Origin of the sequence: Aeromonas sp. PS2Canimalfood6 (genome assembly GCF_048276795.1) — a bacterium.
In the GTDB taxonomy this organism is placed as follows: Bacteria; Pseudomonadota; Gammaproteobacteria; order Enterobacterales; family Aeromonadaceae; genus Aeromonas; species Aeromonas caviae.
Genome location: NZ_JBLUXC010000012.1, coordinates 1 through 14,952, shown reverse-complemented (window position 1 = coordinate 14,952; position 14,952 = coordinate 1). Strand labels below are relative to the sequence as shown.

Annotated in this window: 11 protein-coding genes and 1 rRNA gene; 11 read left to right on the top strand and 1 reads right to left on the bottom strand. The window is 62.4% G+C overall.

The genetic code is table 11. The annotated features are described in order from the left end of the window. Positions 1-106 precede the first annotated feature (106 nt). The 4 genes from ACNPAA_RS07285 to ACNPAA_RS07270 all read left to right on the top strand — a co-directional run bounded on the left by ACNPAA_RS07285 (position 107) and on the right by ACNPAA_RS07270 (position 8,523). Positions 107-880, top strand: a complete 774-nt coding sequence (locus tag ACNPAA_RS07285; RefSeq protein WP_323937535.1) for a DeoR/GlpR family DNA-binding transcription regulator — start codon at positions 107-109, stop codon at positions 878-880. Between the two features lie 55 nt (positions 881-935). Then, positions 936-2,768 carry a glutamine--fructose-6-phosphate transaminase (isomerizing) gene (gene glmS, locus ACNPAA_RS07280; protein ID WP_042864689.1) on the top strand — a complete coding sequence of 611 codons (1,833 nt, stop codon included), beginning with the start codon at positions 936-938 and terminating at the stop codon, positions 2,766-2,768. Positions 2,769-2,965: 197 nt separating this feature from the next. Further along, complete coding sequence (locus ACNPAA_RS07275; RefSeq protein WP_323937537.1) at positions 2,966-4,123, top strand: two-component system response regulator; 1,158 nt, start codon at positions 2,966-2,968, stop codon at positions 4,121-4,123. 11 nt (positions 4,124-4,134) lie between these two features. Continuing rightward, positions 4,135-8,523 carry a response regulator gene (locus tag ACNPAA_RS07270; protein ID WP_417891668.1) on the top strand — a complete coding sequence of 1,463 codons (4,389 nt, stop codon included), beginning with the start codon at positions 4,135-4,137 and terminating at the stop codon, positions 8,521-8,523. Between the two features lie 80 nt (positions 8,524-8,603). On the opposite strand, the gene ACNPAA_RS07265 is transcribed toward ACNPAA_RS07270, so the two are convergent. Beyond that, entirely contained in the window at positions 8,604-9,380 is a 777-nt protein-coding gene (locus ACNPAA_RS07265) for a helix-turn-helix transcriptional regulator (RefSeq protein ID WP_042079092.1), read from the bottom strand. Positions 9,381-9,591: 211 nt separating this feature from the next. Here ACNPAA_RS07265 and ACNPAA_RS07260 point away from each other — a divergent pair, with 211 nt between their 5' ends. From ACNPAA_RS07260 to ACNPAA_RS07230, 7 genes are all read left to right on the top strand, one after another. Continuing rightward, positions 9,592-10,353: a DUF3450 domain-containing protein gene (locus ACNPAA_RS07260; RefSeq protein WP_041214169.1), complete on the top strand. Its 762-nt coding sequence runs from the start codon at positions 9,592-9,594 to the stop codon at positions 10,351-10,353. Further along, positions 10,350-11,657: a MotA/TolQ/ExbB proton channel family protein gene (locus tag ACNPAA_RS07255; protein ID WP_279956387.1), complete on the top strand. Its 1,308-nt coding sequence runs from the start codon at positions 10,350-10,352 to the stop codon at positions 11,655-11,657. The genes ACNPAA_RS07260 and ACNPAA_RS07255 overlap by 4 nt, the downstream gene beginning before the upstream one ends. Then, the gene (locus ACNPAA_RS07250) at positions 11,654-12,184 is read left to right on the top strand and encodes a MotA/TolQ/ExbB proton channel family protein (protein WP_041214167.1); all 531 of its coding nucleotides are present in this window, start codon (positions 11,654-11,656) and stop codon (positions 12,182-12,184) included. The genes ACNPAA_RS07255 and ACNPAA_RS07250 overlap by 4 nt, the downstream gene beginning before the upstream one ends. Beyond that, the gene (locus tag ACNPAA_RS07245; RefSeq protein ID WP_010672232.1) at positions 12,181-12,582 is read left to right on the top strand and encodes an ExbD/TolR family protein; all 402 of its coding nucleotides are present in this window, start codon (positions 12,181-12,183) and stop codon (positions 12,580-12,582) included. The genes ACNPAA_RS07250 and ACNPAA_RS07245 overlap by 4 nt, the downstream gene beginning before the upstream one ends. Further along, on the top strand, positions 12,579-13,241 hold the full coding sequence (locus tag ACNPAA_RS07240) for an energy transducer TonB (RefSeq protein ID WP_201871692.1): 663 nt from the start codon (positions 12,579-12,581) through the stop codon (positions 13,239-13,241). Before ACNPAA_RS07245 ends, ACNPAA_RS07240 begins: the two co-directional genes overlap by 4 nt. Positions 13,242-13,243: 2 nt before the next feature. Beyond that, on the top strand, positions 13,244-14,422 hold the full coding sequence (locus tag ACNPAA_RS07235) for a hypothetical protein (RefSeq protein ID WP_323937542.1): 1,179 nt from the start codon (positions 13,244-13,246) through the stop codon (positions 14,420-14,422). A 421-nt stretch (positions 14,423-14,843) separates the two neighbouring features. Then, positions 14,844-14,952: ribosomal RNA gene (locus ACNPAA_RS07230) — 16S ribosomal RNA — on the top strand; the annotation flags it as partial.

Below are 14,952 nucleotides of genomic sequence, written 5' to 3'. Positions count from 1 at the left end.
ATCGGCTCCTCATTCTGGCATCGAACCAAATCGGATCCTATTTGCCGTTTGATTTTTCCCGAAAAGGCATTAATATTTCGCCATTCTTTCTAATCGAAACTTATAAATGACCAAACGCAACACACAGCAGCGCCGTCACACCATAGTGAGTCTGGTGCAGGAGCAGGGGGAAGTCAGTGTCGATGCCCTGGCCAAACACTTCGCCACCTCCGAAGTGACCATCCGCAAAGATCTGGCGGTACTGGAGACCGGTGGCCTGTTGCTGCGTCGCTACGGCGGTGCCGTTCCCCTCCCCAGCGAGATGGTGGTGGACAGCAACCCGGAACAAGTTTCGAATCGAAAGATGGCCATTGCCCGCGCCGCGGCCGAGCGGATCCGCGATCACAACCGCGTCATCATCGACAGCGGCAGCACCACCAGCGCCATGATCCCCATGCTGGGCAACAAGCGCGGCCTCATCGTCATGACCAACTCCCTCAATGTGGCCGGTGCCCTGCGCGAGCTGGAAAACGAGCCCACCCTGCTGATGACTGGCGGGACCTGGGATCCCCATTCCGAATCATTCCAGGGTCAGGTGGCGGAGCGGGTGCTGCGCTCCTATGACTTCGACCAGCTCTTCATCGGTGCCGATGGCATCGACCCGGAGCGGGGCACCACCACCTTCAACGAGCTGGTGGGCCTCTCCCGGGTCATGGCCGAAGTGTCACGGGAGGTCATCGTCATGGTGGAGTCGGAAAAGATCGGCCGAAAGATCCCCAATCTCGAGCTGCCCTGGTCCGGCATCCATACCCTGGTGACCGACGAGGGGCTGAGCAATGCGGCCAGAGAACAGATTCAGGCCAGGGGGATCACGCTGATTTGCGCTCCCGTGGCCGTGTGATTTGAACAAACCATTATCCAACCGGATTAACGTCTTACGTTTCAAGGAGAAGTCTATGTGTGGCATCGTCGGGGCCGTCGCCCAACGTGATGTGGCTGAAATCCTGGTAGAGGGCCTGCGCCGTCTGGAATACCGTGGCTACGATTCGGCCGGTGTCGCCGTGTTCAGCGCCAACCAGCCGCTGCAGCGGGTGCGTCGCCTCGGCAAGGTAGCCGAGTTGGCCAAGGCACTGGAGGAGCAGTCCGTCCACGGTGGTACCGGCATTGCCCACACCCGCTGGGCTACCCATGGCGAGCCGTCCGAGCGCAATGCTCACCCCCATGTCTCCGAGCATATCGTAGTGGTGCACAACGGCATCATCGAGAACCACGAAGAGCTGCGCGAAGAGCTCAAGGCGCTGGGCTATGTGTTCAGCTCCGACACCGACACCGAGGTGATTGCCCACCTGGTGCACCACGAGCTGAAATCCGCCCCCAGCCTGCTGGTGGCCATGCAGGTAGCGGTGAAGCAGCTGCGCGGCGCCTACGGCACCGTGGTCATGGACAGCCGTGACGACAGCCGCGTGGTGGTGGCCCGTTCCGGCTCCCCCCTGGTGATCGGCCGCGGCATCGGCGAGAACTTCATCGCCTCCGACCAGATGGCCCTGCTGCCGGTGACCCGCCGCTTCATCTTCCTGGAAGAGGGCGATGTGGCCGAAGTGACCCGCCGCGACGTGCACATCTTCGATACCGACGGCGAGGCCGTGGTGCGCGAAGAGCTGGAGTCCGAGCTCTCCCACGATGCCGGTGACAAGGGCGAATACAGACACTACATGCTCAAGGAGATCTACGAGCAGCCCAAGGCCATCACCAACACCCTGGAAGGCCGCCTGGGCAGCGATCACGTGGTGGTCGAGTCCTTCGGCAACGGCGCCCGCGCCATTTTCGACAAGGTCGAGCACGTCCAGATCGTCGCCTGCGGTACCTCCTACAACTCCGGCATGGTGGCGCGCTACTGGTTCGAAGAGATCGCCGGCGTCTCCTGCGACGTGGAGATCGCCTCCGAGTTCCGCTATCGCAAGTCGGTGGTGCGCCCCAACAGCCTGCTGGTGACCCTCTCCCAGAGCGGCGAGACTGCCGATACCCTGGCCGCCCTGCGGTTGGCCAAGGAGTCCGGTTACATGAGCTCCCTGGCCATCTGCAACGTACCGGGCTCCTCCCTGGTGCGCGAATCCGACCTGGCCTTCATGACACGTGCGGGGGCAGAAATCGGGGTGGCGTCCACCAAGGCGTTCACCACCCAGCTGGCTGGTCTGCTGATGCTGGTGGCCTCCGTCGGTCACTGCCGTGGCAACCTGAGCGCCGCCGCCGAGGCCGAACTGGTCAAGGCGCTGCAAGCCCTGCCTGTGCGCATCAAGGAGAGCCTGGCCCTGGCCAAGCAGATCGAGACTCTGGCCGAAGAGTTTGCCGACAAGCACCACAGCCTGTTCCTCGGTCGTGGCAGCCAGTACCCCATCGCCATGGAAGGGGCGCTCAAACTCAAGGAGATCTCCTACATCCACGCCGAGGCCTATGCCGCCGGTGAGTTGAAGCATGGCCCGCTGGCGCTGATCGATGCCGAGATGCCTATCATAGTGGTAGCGCCGAACAACGACCTGCTGGAGAAGCTGAAGTCCAACGTGGAAGAGGTGCGTGCCCGTGGCGGGATCCTCTATGTGTTCGCCGATGCGGACGCCGGTTTCAAGAGCGACGAGACCATGCGGGTGATGAGCCTGAACCACGTGGAAGAGATGATCGCGCCGATCGTCTATACCGTGCCGCTGCAGTTGCTCTCCTACCACGTCGCCCTCATCAAGGGCACCGACGTGGATCAACCGCGCAACCTGGCCAAATCCGTGACTGTGGAATAAGCGCTGTCGGGTGGGGGAACAGGCTCCCCCACCAAGGAAAACAGCCCGTCCGAAGGCCGGCGCACCAACCCAGTGGTGCGCCGGCCTTTTTAATTCAAGTTGTTGAAAGCAGATGGTTTATTTAGGGACTAAGCTTCCTCCAGACCGAGTGGTTCATGGGATGGCCACTCACTCATCTGATTGGAGCCTCGATCACCATGAATCACTCTCAAGACCTTCATCAGCCCGCCACCATACTGGTGGTGGACGATACCCCGGACAACCTGATGCTGATGGCTGCCTTGCTCAATGAGAAGTACAGGGTCAAGCTTGCCAACAGTGGCGACAAGGCGCTGCGCATCCTGCAGGGGGATCCCCTGCCTGACCTGATCCTGCTGGACATCATGATGCCGGGCCTGTCCGGTCATCAGGTGGCCGAGCGGCTCCAGCAAGATTCCCGTACCCGCCACGTCCCCATCATCTTCCTCACCGCCATGGCCGCCATGGAGAACGAGGTGCAGGGGCTGGCGCTGGGGGCCGTCGATTACATCACCAAGCCCATCAATCCGGCGCGGGTGCTGGCGCGGGTCGATACCCAGCTCAAGATCAAGGCCGCCGCCGACTTCCTACGGGATCAGAACGACTTTCTCGAGCAGGAGGTCCAGCGCCGCACCCGCGAGGTGATGGCCATCCAGGACGTGACGATTCACGCCATGGCGTCCCTGGCGGAGACCCGCGACAACGAGACCGGCAACCATATCCGCCGTACCCAGCACTACGTCAAGCTGCTCGCCGAGTTGCTGCGCGACCACCCGAGGTTCAGCCACTTCCTCGACGACGACACTATCAGGCTGCTGTTCAAGTCTGCCCCCCTGCACGACATCGGCAAGGTCGGCATCCCGGATCATATCCTGCTCAAGCCCGGCCGCCTGACGGTGGAGGAGTTCGAGATCATGATGACCCACACCACTCTGGGGCGGGATGCCATCCAGCATGCCGAGGATCAGCTGGGGATCTCGGTGGACTTTCTGCGTCTGGCCAAGGAGATCGCCTACAGCCACCAGGAGAAATGGGATGGCAGCGGCTATCCGCAGGGGCTGGCCGGGGATGCCATTCCCATCAGCGCCCGACTGATGGCGGTGGCCGACGTCTATGACGCGCTGATCAGCCGCCGGGTATACAAGGCCGGCATGCTCCACGAGGAGGCGGTGGACATCATCCGTCAGGGCGGTGGCTGGCACTTCGATCCCGATGTCTGCGCCGCCTTCCTGTCCGCCGCCGAGCAATTCCAGGCCATCGCCGAGCGCTTCACCGACAGCGATGATGATATGGCCAAGCATCAGGCGGCCATGGCGAACAGCATCCCTAAACCCTGAATCAGGAGCCCATGATGAGAGTGCTTTCCCTGCTTGAGCGGCTCGCGCTGCCACACAAGCTGATACTGGGGTTCGCCGTGCTGCTGGCGCTGGCGCTGGCGCTCGGCATACAGAGCCTGCGCACTCAGGACAAATTGACCCGAGACCTGGATCACCTCTACAGCAAGGACCTGGTGGGCGCCCTCCACCTGCACGAGGCCAGGGTACAGTTGCCACATATATTGCAGGCCTTGCACAAGGCCATAGGCAGTACCAACTCCGAGGTCAGGCTCGAGGCGCTCAAACAGATGCAGGACGCCCAACAACGTCTCCATGAGGAGCTGGCCCAGGCCAAGCCGACCCTCTGGCGTACCGAAAACCTGATCAGTGCGTCTGACCTCGATCTGCAACTCGAACGCCATCAAAAACTCGGCGACAAGGCCTTGCAGCTAACCGCCCAGGGGCGCCAGGCGCAGGCGCAGGCGTTGCTCAACAGCGATGAATTTGAGCAGCTGGATGCCCGTGTGGATGCGATGCTGGAAAACATAGCCAGGGTCAAGCAGAGCGCGCTGCGGGATCTGGTCATGGAGACGACCACCTATGCCAAGCGCAGCAGCCTGCTCACCTCCATCCTGCTGCTGGGGGGGTTGGCGCTGGCGCTGATGCTCTCCTGGCTGGTCAGCAAGTCGATCCGCAACCCGCTCGATCGGGTGCGCCGTGCCGTGGACCAGCTGGCGGCCGGTCAGCTGGATCAACCCATCCCCCACGTCGATCTGCACAACGAGACCGGCGATCTGGCGCGGGCCATCGCCACCCTGCAACTCGAATCGCGCCAGCTCGATCTGCAGCGCAGGGTCAGGTCGCAGGTCTCCCTGTTGCAGGCCGATCTGCAGCAGGCTGAGACCCCGCAGGAACTGGCCCAGGCCTTCTTCGCTCGCATGGCCCCCTCCCTCGGCATCTGCCAGGGGGCGCTCTACAGCCTGCACCAGGGCTCGAGCAGCCTGCAGCTGCTGGGCGGCTATGCCAACGATCCTGCCCATCCGCTGGCCACCGTGGTGGCCCTCGGCGAGGGGCTGCTCGGCCAGTGCGCGCGCGATCGTCAGCCGCGTCAGCTGGAGGGGTTGCCGGCCTCCTTCTGGCATATGAGTTCCCAGCTCGGGGGGGCCCCGGCCAGCTATCTGCAGGTGCAGCCCGTGCTGCGCGGCGAGCGTCTGCTCGGGGTGCTGGAGCTGGCGGGTTTCCACCCCATCGGGGAGACCGAGGCCCTGCTGTTGCAGGAGGTACTGCCCAGGCTGGCTGGCGCCATGGCCATCATGGAGCGCAGTGAAGCCGCCCTGGCCCTGTTGCAGGAGACCCGCCGCCAGGCCGACGAGATGGGGGAGCAGACCCTGCAGCTCGAACGTCAGGCGGTGGAGCTGGAGTCCCAGCAGAGTGCCCTGCGGGCCACCGAGGCCTGGTATCGCGGCATCATAGAGGCGGCGCCGGACGGCATGCTGGTGATCGGCGCCGACGGCCTCATCCTGCTGACCAACCCGCAGCTGGATCAGCTGTTTGGCTATGGCGCGGGCGAGCTGATCGGCCAGCCCATCGAGTGTCTGGTGCCCGAGAGCGGCCGCGGTCAGCATGTGGCGCTGCGCGACGAATTCATCGTCCACGGCACCACCCGTCAGATGGGGGCCAACATCGAGGATCTGCAGGGGGTGCGCAAGGATGGCGGCCTGTTCTCCGTGGAGATAGGCCTCTCCCATCTACCCACCCTGGCCGGGCGTGGCACCTGCGTCTGTGCCTCGGTACGGGACGTGAGCGAGCGCAGGGCCATGGGGGCCAGGCTGCGTACCGCCAGCGAGCGCCTGACCCTGGCACAGGAGGCGGGTGGCATCGGGCTGTTCGACATCGATCTCCTGACCGGCCGCAACTACTGGACTCCGCAGCTGGAGAGCATGTTTGGGCTGGAGCCGGGAGGTTTCGGCGGTGATCAGGAGCACTGGAAGGCACTGCTGCATCCCGACGATGTGGCCACCGCCGCTGCGACCTTCGATCATGCGCTCGAAGAGGGGGCCGATCGGGTTGAGTTCGATTTTCGCATCGTGCGCCACAACGATGGCATGGTGCGCACCTTCAAGTCCCTGTGCCGCTTCACCCGCACTCAGGATGGGACGCCTCTGCGTGCCACCGGGGTCAACATCGATGTGACCGCGCTGACCGAAGCGCGGGCGGCGGCGGAGGAGGCGACCCAGGCCAAGAGCGCCTTCCTCGCCAATATGAGCCACGAGATCCGCACCCCCATGAACGCCATCATCGGCATGAGCCACCTGGCCCTGCGCACCCAGCTGGATCGCCGTCAGCGCAACTATATCGAGAAGGTGCACCGCTCGGCGGAAAACCTGCTCGGGATCATCAACGACATCCTCGACTTCTCGAAGATCGAGGCCGGCAAGATGGAGCTGGAACTCATTCCCTTCCACCTGGAAGATGTGCTGGAGAACTTCGCCAGCATGATAGGCCTGCGGGCCGAGGAGAAGGGGCTGGAGCTGCTGTTCGACACGGCGCGCGAGCTGCCCACTGCCCTGGTCGGCGATCCGCTGCGGTTGGGGCAGATCCTGATCAACCTAGGCAACAACGCGGCCAAGTTCACCGAACGGGGCGAAATCGTGGTGGGGGCCGAGGTGCAGACGGACGCCGGTGAGCAGATCGAGCTGCACTTCTGGGTGCGGGATACCGGCATCGGCATGAGCGCGGAGCAGTGTGAGCGGATATTCCAGTCGTTCAGCCAGGCCGACAGCTCGACCACTCGCAAGTACGGAGGTACCGGTCTGGGTCTCGCCATCTCCAAGCGCCTGGTCGAATTGATGGGGGGGCGCATCTGGGTGGAGAGCGTGCCGGGACAGGGTTCGACCTTCCACTTCTGCGTCATGCTGGGGCGTCAGCGTGACGAGCAGCCGAGGCGTATGTTCACGCAGGACGAGTTGCTCGGTATCCGGGCCCTGGTGGTGGACGACAACGCCAGCGCACGCGAGATCCTCTATGGGATGGCCAGCAGTTTTGGCATAGAGGTGGAGGTGGCCGACAGCGGTCAGGTCGCCCTGGCGATGCTGGTGTCGGCCGAGCGCAAGGCGCTGCCCTACGATCTGGTGTTGATGGACTGGCGCATGCCGGGCATGGATGGGGTGGAGACGGTGCGGCAGATGCACAGGGCCAACCTGGCGCAGACGCCATCGGTGATCATGGTGACCGCCTTCGGCCGCGAAGAGGTGCGCGAGGAGGCCGAGATGCATGGGGTCGAGTTGCCCGTGGTGCTGACCAAGCCGGTCACTCCCTCCACCCTGCTGGAGGCAATCGCCTCGGTGCTTGGCAAGGGTCAACACATCGACAGCCGCGCGACCGAGCGCAGCGAACTGAACGCCAGCGCCACGGCCAGCCTGCACGGTGCCCGCCTGCTGCTGGTGGAGGACAACGAGTTGAATCGCGAGCTGGCGAGCGAGTTGCTGCAGGAGGCGGGCATCGAGCTCTGCCAGGCCGTCAACGGTCAGCAGGCGCTCGACATACTGGCGCAGGATGCGGACTTCGACGGCGTGCTGATGGATTGCCAGATGCCGGTGATGGACGGCTATACCGCGACCGGCCTGATCCGCCAGCAGTCGCGCTTCGCCACGCTGCCGGTGATCGCCATGACCGCCAACGCCATGAGCGGGGATAGGGAGCGGGCGCTGGCCTGCGGCATGAACGATCACATCGCCAAACCCCTGGATGTGGCCGGCATGTTCGCGACCCTGGCCAGATGGATCAAGCCGCGCCCCCGTCAGGCATCGAGCGGTGCGGCGGAGGCTGTGCCGCCCGCCTCCACCCTGCCTGCCGAACTCGACGGCATCGATCAGGCTGCCGGGTTGGCGACCTGTCGGGGGCATGCCGATCTCTATCTGCGGCTGCTGCGCAAGTTCCTCGCCGCCAACCAGGACTTTGTCGGGCAGTTTGAGGCGGCGCTTGTCGATCCCGATCCCGCGGCGGCGGCCCGGCTCGCCCACAGCCTGAAGGGGACAGCCGGCAACATCGGTGCCTTCGGGGTTGCACAGGCGGCGACCGAGTTGGAACAACGCTGTCTGTCTGGCGCCGACAGGGAGCAGCTGAATGCGGCCCTTGCCGGAGTCGAGCGTAGCCTGATCCCCGTGCTCGGCGCCCTGACGGGGCTGGATGCCGCGGCTCCGGTGTCAGCGCCGACGATGGCCGTCCCCGAGGGCGAACTGCAGTCACGCTTGGCCAGGCTTGGTCACCTGTTGGCCGAGAGCGACAGTGAGGCACTCGAGGTTCTGCTGGAGTTGAGGGCCCTCGCCCTGCCGCCCGAGTTGGCCGAACGCCTGGCCAGGGTCGCGCAGCAGGTAGAGCGCTTCGACTTCGATGCCGCGCTGGCGCTGCTGGAAGGTTGAGCCACCAGAGCTGATGGTGAGAGACGGGAGCGCTGAATGAAAAAGAGCCGCTGTTGCGGCTCTTCTTGCTGCTCCCTCGTTCAGGAGAGGCGCAGGTTGGTGATGGTCACATCGTCGAGTGAGGGCACTATGATGCCGCTGGAGATACTCTTGGCGATCGCCTGGTTGCGGTTCTTGGAGTCCGTCTTGTTGGTGACCTGATTGAGGTGGAAGTTCACCGTACGCTCGCTGATCCCGAGGATGGTGGCGATCTCCCAGGAGGTCTTGCCCTCGCTGGCCCAGAACAGGCACTCCTTCTCCCGGTCCGACAGCTCGGTCAGGTGCTTCATCAGCTCGGGTCTGCGCTTTATCAACTGCAGCGCCGCACCGAAGATATAACTGGCGCAAAACGACAGTGTGGGAGCGTTTTCAAACATCAGTTCAGAATTGGACTTCTCCTTGCTGATGAAGGAGAGGATACCGTGCTCCCCCTGCGGGGTGTGGAGCGGGAAGGAGACGCCGTTTCTCACCCCGAAGTCGGCGGCCAGATTCATCACCTCCCGGCTGGCACTGGGCAACCAGGGGGAATCGCAATCTAGCTTGTTCCAGAAGATGGGCTGGGTCTGCTTCAGCCCCAGGAAGACGACCGGATCCTGGGTCAGGTAGTGGCGCTCCGAATAGGCGTCAAACCAGCTGGTGGGACAGTTGTTGAACAAGGCCACATGGGACTTTTGCATGCTGATGGGAAAAATGATCAGCAGCCGAAAGTAATCAAAGCCCATCTGATGGCTGAAGCGCTCCAGTTGCTGCTGGATATCGCTAGTTTTCTTGGCCTTGGTGAACCGATCTATGTGTTCCCAGATCGCATCGTTAAACATGTAACTCTCCTTTTTCGATCGCTTATCTTGCTGATCGAAAAGACATTTTTTAGTTATTTAAAATGGCGTTGCGACTACCAACGCCAGTTATTCCCGTACTTGTCTAAAAAGTATCCTGTTTTTTCGTCCAGAGGCCAAGAAAATCATCTGATTGCCAGTGACCCTACTCTTTGAGACAATGAGAATAGTTATCATTGTTAAGATTTATATCATGAACAAGTTTTGGGGTCTGGCCTTGTTACCCATGGCCGTTCATTGCGTCGTGTCCGCCGACGAGGTGGTTGCGCCAGCATTGAAGAACAGTATCGCCGACGGGAAAGCCTCCCAGCTGCGTGTGGAGAAAGCCGCCGATGGAGCCGTCGCCGCCAGGATTGAGCTGCAAAATGCCCAACTGCAACTGCGGGATCTGGAAGCCTACAACCGCTACATGCAGTCTCTGGTGGCCGATCAGCAAAACGAGCTGGGCAAGCTGAACCAGCAGTTGGAGGCGGTACAGGAGACCAGACAGGGGCTTGTCCCCCTGATGCTGCAGATGCAAGCCGATCTGGAACAGCTGGTACAGGATGACATCCCGCTGCGCAGGGAGGATCGTCTGGCGCGGGTTGCTGCCTTGAAAGCGACGCTGGCCAGAGCCGATGTGAGCGAGGCGGAGAAGTTCCGCCAGCTATTGCAGGCCTATCAGATTGAAGCCGAATACGGCAGCAGGCTGGACCATTATTCCGCCGAGCTGGTGCTGGATGGCGCACCGCGCCGGGTCGACGTGCTGGCTCTGGGTCGGGTCTCCCTGCTGGCGATGACCGCCGATCGCTCCCAGGCGTGGCGTTGGTCTGCCGAGCACAAGCAGTGGCAAGCCCTCGACGGCCAGTGGCTCTCCCCCATCGCCGAGGCGTTGGAAATGGCTGCCGACAAGAAAGTTCCCCAGTTGTTGAATGTCCCCCTTTCCGTCAGCCGTGGTCAGGAGGCCCAGTCATGAGCGTCACCATGAAGTGGTTACCCCTTGCCCTCGCCCTCTCTCTGGGCACCACAGCCGCCGTGGCCGAGGAAGCCTGGCAGCAGCAGGAACAGGCCCGTGAGCAGAAGGCTAAGCAGGATCTGGCGTCTGTCTCCAGGGATCTGAGCAGTGCCCGTGCCAAGCTGGCCGAGGCCCAGCGCCTGAGCAAGGAGCTGGCCAGCCAGTTCGCGGCCAATGAAAAGCAGCTGGTGGAGCTCAATACCCAATGGGAGCAAGCCTCCGGCGACATGAACGACATCTTTGCGGTCACCCGTCAGGGCGCCAGCGATGCGGTCAAGTTGCTGAGCGAATCCGCCGTCGAGGGCCAGTATCCTGATCGTCTCGCCCCACTGAAAACCATGGCACAGGATAAACAGGTGCCTGATCGCGCCGCCCTTGCCCTGCTGCCAGCCACCTTGCTGCAGGAGATCCGCGAATCGGGCCGGGTTGCCCAGTTCAACGGCAAGGTGCTCGATGCCCAGGGCGTTGCCAGCGAGCAGACGTTGACCCGGATCGGCAGCTTCGCCCTGCTGGGCGATGCTGGTTTCTTGCAACCGGGGGCCGAAGGCCTGAGTCCGGTGCTGGGCCTGCCAGGCAGCGTGCTTTCCGCTGTGGCCGCCTATCAGGGTCAGGAGGGAGAAGCGTTGCCGCTGGATCCCTCCCACGGTGTTCTGCTCGATATGCTGGCCCAGGCGCCCACCTTCTGGCAGCAAGTCCAGCAGGGCGGCCAGGTCGGCGCCATCATCGTGCTGCTGGCCGCCATCGGCCTGGGGATCGCTGGAGTACGGCTGTGGAGCCTCTCTCGCGAACTGGGTCGGGTTCGTCGCCAGCTCAAGAGCGGTGAATATCATGCCGACAACGCCCTCGGCCGGGTGCTGACGGTGGCTGACAAGCATCCAGAACTGAGCATGGAGGCCCTCGAATTGCGTCTGGATGAGGCGATCCTGCAGGAGACCCCTCGCCTGGAGCGCGGCATCGGCATGGTCAAGGTGATCGCGGCCATCGCCCCCATGCTGGGTCTGCTCGGGACAGTGACCGGTATGATCGGCACCTTCCAGGCCATCACCCAGTTCGGTACCGGCGATCCCAAGATCATGGCGGGCGGCATCTCCATGGCCCTGGTCACCACGGTGCAGGGTCTGGTAGCGGCCATTCCGCTGATCCTGGCCCACAGCCTGTTGCAGTCCCGTTTCACCGAGCTCTCCAACGTGCTGGAACAGCAGGTGGCCGGGATCCTGGCCGAGCGGGCCGAAAGCAATGGTGACAGGGTGGAGCGGGTAGCATGATGCTCGACATCTGGCAGCAGTTGCAGAGCTTCATGGGCCGTGGCGGCCCGGTGCTCTGGGTCATTCTGGCCTTGCTGGTGCTGATGTGGATTCTGATGATCGAGCGGCTGCTCTACCTCAACCTGGGGTTTGCACCGTTGCAGCGCCAGCTGCTGGGCCGCTGGCAGGCGCGTCGCGAGCGTCACAGCTGGCACGCTCGCGCGATTCGCGGGCGCTGGCTGGCAGAAGTGGAGCTGGCGCTCAACCGTCATCTGATCTTCATCCGCACCCTGGTGGTGCTCTGCCCCATGCTGGGGTTGCTGGGTACAGTGACCGGCATGATAGGCGTATTCGATGCGCTGGCTGCGGCCAACCGCTTTAACCCGGAGAGCATGGCGGGCGGGATCTCACGCGCCACCATCCCCACCATGGCAGGCATGGTGGTGGCCCTCTCCGGCGTGTTGTTACTTAGCCGGCTCGAGAGTCAGGCCAAGCGTGCGCTGGCCAAGACCCGGGACGGCCTGCGAGAAGAGAAGGTAATGCAATGAGACGGCAATCCAAACGCCAGCGCGATGAAGTGCAGATCGACATGACCCCCATGTTGGATATCGTCTTCATCATGCTGATCTTCTTCATCGTGACCACCTCCTTCGTGCGCGAAGCCGGGCTTGAGGTACACAGACCCCAGGCCAGCCAGGCCAAGGCGCAGAAATCGTCCAGCATCATGCTGGCGATCGGCGCTCAGGGGCAGATCTTCCTCGACCGCAAACAGGTGGATGTGGAGCGGGTGCAGGCCACCCTCGCCCGACTGTTGGCGGAGCAGCCCGAGGCAAGCCTGGTGATCCAGGCCGATGAACGGGTACCCCACGGCAAGGTGGTGCGGGTGATGGATGAAGCCAAGGCGGCAGGCATCGCCAACATCGCCGTGGCGGTGGCACCGAAATGAAACACAAGTTGATGAGCCTGGGACTGGGGATCACCCTCAGTCTGGGCATCCTGTTGTTCATGGCCACCCTGGTGGAGCCGCCCGGAGGGGAGAAGGCGACCACAGAGCAAAAATCCATCGTCATCAACATGCAGAACGAGGTGACCGAGGTACAGGTGCGTGAGCGGCCGGTACCCCAGGAGCCGGAACCCTTGCCGGAGCCGCCTGCCGCGCTGGCTTCGACACCGCTGCCCATGCCGGCGGCGGCCCCGTTGCCTTCGGTACAGCCGAGCCTGGATCTGGTCTCGACCCTGAGTGCGGTACAGGTCTCTGCCCCTGGTGTGGCGACCAGTCCCACTCCGGTCGCGAGCGGCAATTTCCATGGACAGCAGCAGGGCGCTGGAATCGGTGCCAGCGACCTCTTGATGCCACTGCAACGGGTTGAGCCTGTTTATCCCTACCGGGCCCAACAGGCCGGCATCGAGGGGTCCGTGACCTTGCGTTTCAGCGTCGATGCCGACGGCCGGGTACAGGATGTGGAGGTGGTCGAGGCCAAGCCGAAGCGCCAGTTCGAGCGAGCGGCCATTCAGGCGATCAACAAGTGGCGCTATCAGCCGAGGCCGGGCGCCACCGACAAGCTGGTGCAAGTCATCACGCTCAAATTCAAATTGGAGTCATAACCATGTTGCGGATCTGGATCTGTCTGCTGGCCCTGGTCAGCCAAGCCTGTCTGGCGATGGAGGTGAGCCCTCATTTCTCCCGCCAGCTGGAGCCCGTGATGAAGCTCTATCAATCCGGCCAGTGGCAACAGGCCCAGAGCAAGGCGACTGTGCTCAAACCCGGTTCCGAGGCTGAGCACGCCTGGCTGGCGCAGTTACAGGCCTCTCTGGCAGCCAACCTGCAGCAGACCGCACAGGCGAGTCGCTATGTGGAGCAGGCTCTTGCCTATAAAGAGTGGCCAGAGCAGCAACGACTTCAGTTGTTGCGTCTGCGAGGGGATATCCAGGCCCAGCAATCCAACTGGTCCGGCGCCATCGCCAGCTACAAGGCCGCATTGGCCATCAAGGCTGACGATGCCTTGCGTCTGCGCTTGGCTGGCCTCTATTACCACAACAAGCAGTACGGCGAGGCAGCCAGCCAGAGTGAACAACTGTTGAAGAAAAGCTGGCAGAAGCAGGCAGCCATCATCCGCCTCTCCGCCCTCACTGCATTGCAGCGTTACGGCGTGGCTGCGGATCAGGCCGAAGAGTTGATCCGCCGCGAGCCGAAAGAGAGCAAGTGGTGGCAGCAGGCTGTGTCGCTCAATCTCTCCGCCAAGCGTGGTGATCGAGCGCTTGCACTGCTGCAAACCGCCATCGACCGTCAATTGATGGATGATGCCGCCGCCCGCAACCAGCTGATCCGCCTGTATGCCTGGCAGGGACTGCCCTATCGTGGTGCGCGTCTGCTGGAGTCTGCCATGGCCAAGGGACAGATGAAGCAGAGCGCCGAGAATCGCCAATTGCTGGCCCAGTTGTGGGAAGGGGCACGTGAGTGGCCGAAGGCTGTGGACAGCTGGCAGCTGCTTGCCCGGGAACATGCTCACCCCAAGGCCGCCATGCGTGCCGCCGAACTGCTGCTGCAACAGGGCAAGACGGATGCCGCCATGACCCAGCTCGCGGCCATCAAGTCAGTGAAGGGAGAGCAGGGCAACAGAGCCAAGGCCCTGCTGGTGCAGGCACACCTCAATAAAGAACAATATGCTCAGGCGCTGGTGTTGGCTCGCGAGCTGCAACAGCAGAACAACTGGCAAGACAGGGCGACCAGCTGGGTCAACTATATTCAGGCCCAGACTGACGGTATGAACAAAAAATCGGCATGAAACTGGGGTAAACTCTCATTTCATGGGGTTTAGCCTGCTTTTTCAGCAAACGAGCGTATTTTTACAAAAAGCCCTTGTCATCACGGCGCGGCTCCCTATAATGCGCCCCTACCAGCACGGCGGACCACGCCAAACTGAAGAGCTAGCCTCCTGATGAGGTGGGCGCCGAAAGAAAAGCGAAAACAACCGCTTGACTTTCGAAGTGAGGAGCGTAAGATGCGCCTCCTCAACGCGATAAGCGTGACGCTCTTTAACAATTTGAATCAAGCAATCTGTGTGGGCACTCACAGCATCGAGCATCAAAAACAATTTTTGATTTTCAATGTCTGATGAAGTGACCAAAGCAACTTTTAGTTGCAGCAGTTAATTCAGCAATTCATTGAGCCGCTTTGCTTAAGCGATTAAGCAGGCAACCAAACTTAAATTGAAGAGTTTGATCATGGCTCAGATTGAACGCTGGCGGCAGGCCTAACACATGCAAGTCGAGCGGCAGCGGGAAAGTAGCTTGCTACTTTTGCCGGCGAGCGGCG

Excerpts from the sequence above, each read along its gene's own strand:
- ACNPAA_RS07265 (WP_042079092.1), bottom strand. The coding sequence starts at position 9,380 with ATGTTTAACGATGCGATCTGGGAACACATAGATCGGTTCACCAAGGCC.
- ACNPAA_RS07235 (WP_323937542.1), top strand. The coding sequence starts at position 13,244 with ATGTTGCGGATCTGGATCTGTCTGCTGGCCCTGGTCAGCCAAGCCTGT.
- ACNPAA_RS07245 (WP_010672232.1), top strand. The coding sequence starts at position 12,181 with ATGAGACGGCAATCCAAACGCCAGCGCGATGAAGTGCAGATCGACATG.
- ACNPAA_RS07250 (WP_041214167.1), top strand. The coding sequence starts at position 11,654 with ATGATGCTCGACATCTGGCAGCAGTTGCAGAGCTTCATGGGCCGTGGC.
- ACNPAA_RS07255 (WP_279956387.1), top strand. The coding sequence starts at position 10,350 with ATGAGCGTCACCATGAAGTGGTTACCCCTTGCCCTCGCCCTCTCTCTG.
- ACNPAA_RS07260 (WP_041214169.1), top strand. The coding sequence starts at position 9,592 with ATGAACAAGTTTTGGGGTCTGGCCTTGTTACCCATGGCCGTTCATTGC.
- ACNPAA_RS07285 (WP_323937535.1), top strand. The coding sequence starts at position 107 with ATGACCAAACGCAACACACAGCAGCGCCGTCACACCATAGTGAGTCTG.
- ACNPAA_RS07240 (WP_201871692.1), top strand. The coding sequence starts at position 12,579 with ATGAAACACAAGTTGATGAGCCTGGGACTGGGGATCACCCTCAGTCTG.
- ACNPAA_RS07275 (WP_323937537.1), top strand. The coding sequence starts at position 2,966 with ATGAATCACTCTCAAGACCTTCATCAGCCCGCCACCATACTGGTGGTG.
- glmS (WP_042864689.1), top strand. The coding sequence starts at position 936 with ATGTGTGGCATCGTCGGGGCCGTCGCCCAACGTGATGTGGCTGAAATC.
- ACNPAA_RS07270 (WP_417891668.1), top strand. The coding sequence starts at position 4,135 with ATGATGAGAGTGCTTTCCCTGCTTGAGCGGCTCGCGCTGCCACACAAG.